The sequence below is a fragment of the Ancylomarina sp. genome, assembly GCF_041555295.1.
Taxonomy (GTDB): domain Bacteria; phylum Bacteroidota; class Bacteroidia; order Bacteroidales; family Marinifilaceae; genus Ancylomarina.
Window position 1 is genome coordinate 1 of record NZ_JBFFKR010000231.1, and the last position, 5,498, is coordinate 5,498.

Genomic DNA, 5,498 nt, shown 5'->3' on the forward strand with positions numbered 1-5,498 from the left:
GTAAGGCTGAGCATACAAACGGGTTAAGTCGAAATGTGCCAGTGCTCTGATTGCCTTAGCTTCAGCAACCGCCTGAGCTTTTTCTACATCGCTTGCATCTTCAGCATAGTTGATATTTTCAATCACATTATTTGCTGCACTAATGACTTTATAAATGGCTTTATAAAAATTCACGAAATAATCATCATCTCCTTCTGCAGTATGAGTAAACTGAAATGCCGGCAAAAAATCAGCAGAATTAGAATTCACAAATGTAAGGTCGTTAATCTTTAGATTCCCCCCTTTAACTTCAGCAGCCATTATCATATTATCGCCGTAATAGCTTGAAACACCCATTTCGAAATAAACGCCATTTAAAGCTTCCTCAACACCGCTAAGGTTAGAGAATATTTTATCATTGGAAATTTTAGTCGCATCATCGATATCCAAAAAATCAGAACAGGAAGATAAACCCAATACCAATAATCCTATGTATATTATTTTTTTCATCATCATCTTAAATTTCAAATTATCATTAAATACCTACATTCAACTGAAAAGCAAACACTCTTGATTGTGGAAAGGGATAGCGATATTCAGCTAATCCGTTTCGACCGGATTCACTTGAATCTTTGTACCATGTATAAATATTTGAAACATTAACACCCAAAGAAGCATTCGCTAGCTTGACCATTTCGCAGATATGCTTTGGCAATTTGTATTTCAATGAAACTGAGCGCAATGAAACATTTGATTGATTGAACAAAAATCGATCGCTATAAGCATCATATGAGATGTTTTGATCCAACCTTGGAATATTAGTTATATCACCAGGCTTCTGCCATCTATCCATAAGGTTGACACTCTTGTTGTACATATACAAGGATCTTCCATTTTCCATCTCCCGGGCAGGATAGGGCATCATTTTATCAGCACCATACTCAAAGGATATCATACAAGACAAACTAAAGTCTTTGTAGTCAAAACTATTTGAAAAACCGCCTGTGAAATCAGGATTGCTTTTTCCGATAATCACTTTGGAATAATTGTTAGCACTGGAAAGTAACGTCTTATCTTCAGTTATGCTTCCATCATTTAAATACCACTGAGGATTTCCATTATCCGAATTGACACCAGCATAGCGATTGCCCATGATTAATGAGGTCGATTCACCAATAATCAGCCCCACACTCCCAGATGTAAATCGATCAGAGTACATATTCAATTTATCCAGGCGACTTTTATTAAATCCAATATTGAAGTTGGAGTTCCATCTTACTTCACCAATATTAATGTTATTGGATTTCAAAGTAAATTCAAATCCATAATTGGTTAAATCTGCTGTATTAACAGAAATTTTATTCCAACCTGTTTCAGGTACAACATTTAACGACATGATGCCGTCTTTTGTTTTATTGTTGTAGTATTCGACATTCAAATTGAATTTCTTCAGAAATTTAACCGTTATCCCCGTATTGAGTTTGTATGATTTTTGCCAGCCCAAATCTTCGTTTGGAGCGGTATGTGGCGTTGCAACCAACTTACCATTATAATTAGAAGACGTATTATAGCTATAAAGTCCTCTTGCAGAATACGATCCCACCTTGGCATTACCCAATTTACCATAAGAGGCCTTTAGTTTTACAAAATTGATAATGTCATTCTCAATCCAGAAATTCTCTTTCGAAATGATCCATGATCCTCCCAAAGAAGCAAAATTTTCCATTTGCTGATCACCTCCGAAATAAGAGGACGCATCGGCACGATAATTGACTGACAAGAAATACTTTTTTGCAAAATCATAATTAATTCTACCATAATAAGACCGACTTGCATCCTCACTTTCGTATCCGCTCACGTTACTATCCTCATTCTCTGGAGCCTGTCCCGGAACTTTAATTTTCTCGGTAATCATATTCTCTTCAGAGATCGTCGTGCGATTACTATCATCATGTTTTACCTGTATACCAGCAGTAGCGCCAAAGCTATTTTGCTTATAAGAACCATGATATTCCAATTGCGAATAGGCAATCCAGTTTAAATTCTCACGACGTATTTCTCTCATAAAACCACCTTTTGAGCGACCTCTTCCATTCTCCTTGGAGTAAAAAGAGAAATTTTTGGAGCTGGTGTAATCCAAGCCAAACATTGTTGAAGAACTAAAGTTTTTCGAAATCTTAACCTTCAAATTTAAACTATTGTTGCTATAAAATTTCTTGGCATTATTAGTGTTTTGTGCCAAATCAGCCAAAGGATTCGCATAAGAATCCATCTGAGTATAATCTCCATTTTCATCGTAAACCGGAATATTTGGCTTATAAGCATAGGTTGCAAAAGCACCGTACTTATCAGCTTTAAATGAGGTTAAACCTCCGGTATAGGACATCGTAACACCAGGAGCCAATTCATTATTTAAACTCAAACGAGAAGTGATTGACTGAAAATCGTTCCCCTTAGTCGTTGTCTCATTATCCTTATAACCCAATGACAAGCGAAAAGTTGACTTTTCCGAGCCTCCTGAGATGGTTAAATTAGAGACATTGGATACAGAATTTTGTAAGGTTAAATCTCTCCAATTGGTATATACATCTGCAGTTCCCACCAGATCAGGAATACTTTCCTCTGAATAACCACTATTTCTGTAAAATTCTTCAGAGAGCTCAACATATTGCTCCGAATTCAAATATTTAATCTTATTGATGGGTGTACTAAGCAATGTTTTCTGAGAAAACGTAACTCTTGTCTTTCCTTTTGTACCCTTTTTTGTGGTAATAATGATAACACCATTTGCAGCATTGGCTCCGTAAATAGCAGCTGCCGAAGCATCTTTTAAGATCGAAACAGAAGCAATATCTTCCGGATTGATTAAAGCCAAAGGATTAATCACTGTTTCTGTTCCTGTATTAACATTTGGATTCAAAGCATCAATTAAAGGTACTCCATCTAAAATATACAAGGGTTCACTCGATGCAGTAAAATCCTGACCTGAACCAGGCAAAGAGTTATTACCACGAATTCGCACTTTAACCGGGCTGGTTGGGTCCCCTGAATCAGATTCAATTTGCACACCTGCAACTTGTCCTTCCAGCATTTGGTCCACACTTTGTGCATTAGAGTGCTTTAACAGCTCATCAGATTTCACCTGTTCTACTGAACCAACAACCGCTTCGCGAGATTTGACGCTACCATAGCCTAACACAACAACTTCTCCTAAATTTTGATTATCCGTTTCCAATTTCACATTGATTACAGCCTTCCCTTTTACAGGAATAAACTGTGTTTTGTAACCAATAAATGAAAACAGCAAAACAGCATTTGCTTTCGAGATTTTCAATTTGAAGTTCCCATCAATATCTGTTATTACTCCATTTGAGGTTCCCTTTTCGAGCACAGTAACTCCAGGCATTGACATTTTATCGCCTGCATCAATTACATTTCCTGTAATTGTCAATCCCTGTCCAAAGACCTGGAATTGCAAAAAGACAAGAAGCGTTATACAATAAATTCGTATCATAGGTTGGGTATTTTATTAGTCTATAGACTTAGTTTTTTTCTTAATATTGAATGAATAAGGATTCTCAACTTGCTCTATTTCACCTGTTGAATAAACAAGAGTTAATTCCTCTTTATTAACCCAATCCAAAATAGTTTGACGCTCTATTTTATCTTGCACATAGAAGAATCTCACTTCAGGTTTCGTTTCATAGGTCGCATCGATTCCAACGACATTCTTATATTTTTTACCAAGATGGTTGGCCAGTTCTTTAAACTTGCTCTCATTTTTAGGGAAATCAATAAGTTCGGCTTTAACTGAGCGTACTTGTTCTTTTGTATAAGACTTATAATTATTAAAAGTCATTGTAAACTTTTTGAAAGTTCGCTTCATTAATCCCAAACCATTTATCGGAATTGAAGATTTCACGACATCAGCTACCTTATATGGCGTTTTACGTCCAATTTTAACTGAATTGATCAGGCCTTCGATCGTTGCTTCATTCATATTTGCATCGCAAAATGCCAACATTCGAATTTCGGTATCGAACTGTGTTTCCAACTGGTAAACACCTGTACCCACTAGTTTCTCAGCAATCTTTGCTAAATCCTCTTTAGAAATGTATTCCTCGAATCGTAATTTGTGAACAACAAGGTTTTGATCCAAAGCGGGAGCTTCGATAAATTGCTTCGAACGGGTATAAAGCATTTTTTTAATTGTCAGTTCACTAATTTTTGTCGTGTCGTAAACAATATTGGCAGAATGATCGCTAATGTAAGTTGAGACACCTAAAACACCCTCAATTTCTTTCATTTGTTTTACAAAGCCCATTGAGCTGCTAAAACAAGTGATATGACTCAAGTGTCCAAGTTTGAACTCCTTAGAATGGGACATCTGTTCAGTGCTACCCCAGGCTTTTGAAACGGTTGGCAAATCATATTGACCTCCAATAAGAACGCCTCCGATAAACAATGAAAGGACGATAACCGAAGGCAACCACTTCACGTTCAACTTCTGGTTTAGTGTTAAAGCACCTTCTTTAGGACAAGCAGCAACACAATCACCACAAATATTACAATCAGGATGTTTCACCAATTCCAAATCCGCCACATCAATTCCCTGAGGACAAGATCTTGAACACAAACCACAATCGATACAGGTATGTGTGTGGCGTGTAATTTTTAGTACAGAATGATGCTTGGTTTCGATTTTAAATATCTCCAGCACATAGCCTGCCAAACAAATAATACCAACAATATATGCGATATCAATACCCAACTCGAAAAAGTACATGGTACTAAGTACCAAAACTACAATAGCAACGCCTACCCAATATTTGAATATATTGGAAATGGCTCCCAGAGGACACAAATACTTACACCAGAACAATCTGAAAATAATAGATCCCAAAACAAAAATAGATATGGAAATTGTAGCGAATAAGAAATTGACGCGATGTCCATATAAAGTAATACTAGTGTAAAATGGATCGTATTCCTTACAGAATAATTCACCCGTTTTTAAGGTAATTGTAAGGGTTAAGAATAGAAGAATGTATTTCAAACTCCTTAAGGCTTTATCTGGTATACCATTAATATCATTCCGTATTTTCAAACGATCACCTAATTTTCCAAGAGCTTCGGAAACGGTTCCTAAGGGACATAGGTGACTACAGAATAATTTACCCATCACTAAAACGGTAAAAATGAATATCGCACCCAAAACCATTTGAGTAACGGTCATATTGCAGGCTATTAACCCATCTTGCATTAAAGTTAAAATGGCCTGAATTCCTCCCATAGGACAATAGGTCTCAAAATCTACAACTCCTAAACCTAATTGATTCCCAATAAAGAAGACAATGATTAAAGCCAATACAGAAAACTGTAAGATATTTCTGAACAAGCTAACGCGTTTTTTACTCATAAGACTAATGTGTTTAATTTTTTGATTACGATTCGAAAGAAGTCAATCATACTTGCTCCATCGCTGCATTTTGTGATTTGAGACTCCATAAGAGGTGTCA

3 protein-coding genes are annotated in these 5,498 nt (G+C 36.4%); all 3 read right to left on the reverse strand.

The features are described 5' to 3' along the window. A partial coding sequence (locus ABY905_RS13470) for a RagB/SusD family nutrient uptake outer membrane protein (RefSeq protein WP_372644735.1) occupies positions 1 to 489 on the reverse strand: 489 nt, incomplete at its 3' end. Between the two features lie 25 nt (positions 490 to 514). After that, entirely contained in the window at positions 515 to 3,493 is a 2,979-nt protein-coding gene (locus tag ABY905_RS13475) for a SusC/RagA family TonB-linked outer membrane protein (RefSeq protein WP_372644737.1), read from the reverse strand. Positions 3,494 to 3,508: 15 nt separating this feature from the next. After that, positions 3,509 to 5,398, reverse strand: coding sequence for a 4Fe-4S binding protein (locus ABY905_RS13480; protein ID WP_372644739.1), 1,890 nt, complete (start codon positions 5,396 to 5,398; stop codon positions 3,509 to 3,511). Positions 5,399 to 5,498: the final 100 nt, after the last annotated feature.

Excerpts from the sequence above, each read along its gene's own strand:
- ABY905_RS13475 (WP_372644737.1), bottom strand. The coding sequence starts at position 3,493 with ATGATACGAATTTATTGTATAACGCTTCTTGTCTTTTTGCAATTCCAG.
- ABY905_RS13480 (WP_372644739.1), bottom strand. The coding sequence starts at position 5,398 with ATGAGTAAAAAACGCGTTAGCTTGTTCAGAAATATCTTACAGTTTTCT.